The sequence below is a fragment of the Candidatus Symbiopectobacterium sp. NZEC135 genome (assembly GCF_025962695.1).
The window spans coordinates 1-498 of the sequence record NZ_JAGFPF010001561.1 but is presented as its reverse complement, the minus strand read 5'-3'; the positions used below and the strand labels follow the sequence as shown (position 1 = coordinate 498).

General features: G+C 53.8%; 1 protein-coding gene and 1 pseudogene. Both read right to left on the bottom strand.

Going from position 1 to position 498, the window contains the following annotated elements; all coding sequences use genetic code 11:
• Positions 1-221: pseudogene (locus tag J5224_RS35375) on the bottom strand (GNAT family N-acetyltransferase); the annotation flags it as partial.
• A gap of 68 nt (positions 222-289) precedes the next feature.
• The coding region (locus tag J5224_RS35370) for an FCD domain-containing protein (RefSeq protein WP_264629433.1) at positions 290-498 on the bottom strand (209 nt) is incomplete at its 5' end.

Genomic DNA, 498 nt, shown 5'->3' with positions numbered 1-498 from the left:
CGATAGTTTTCATCAATATAGGGCGCTGCCAGCCACGGAGAGAGATCCTGGCGACTTTGCAGATCGCACAGCCACAGCCCTACGGTGCCCACCAGTTTCCCGTCATCCAGTGCGATAAAGGTCAGGGGCAATCCTTCTTGCCGCATACTGCTTTGTACAATACTGGCGAAAAATTCACGGCCATTGTGGTGATCAAACGCCTGCCACAGCCAGTCCGTCACCTGCGCCTGATGGTGCGGATGGGAGGCTAAAGTGATACGGGCACAACGCGAGCACCCACTATAAATAGTCAGACCAGTTTTCCCTGAAAAATCGGTACTGAATCAAAAAGATAACCATCAAATTCTGGCGCATCCGCATCGGAGATCGCCATCAGCGTGCTTTTGACGTTTTCCAGATGCTCCCACATCGCCTGATAAGCACCCGGTACGTCGCGTCGGCGCAGCGCCGCCAGAATGGTCTGGTGATCCGCCAGCCATTTCAGACGATAACCGTGTT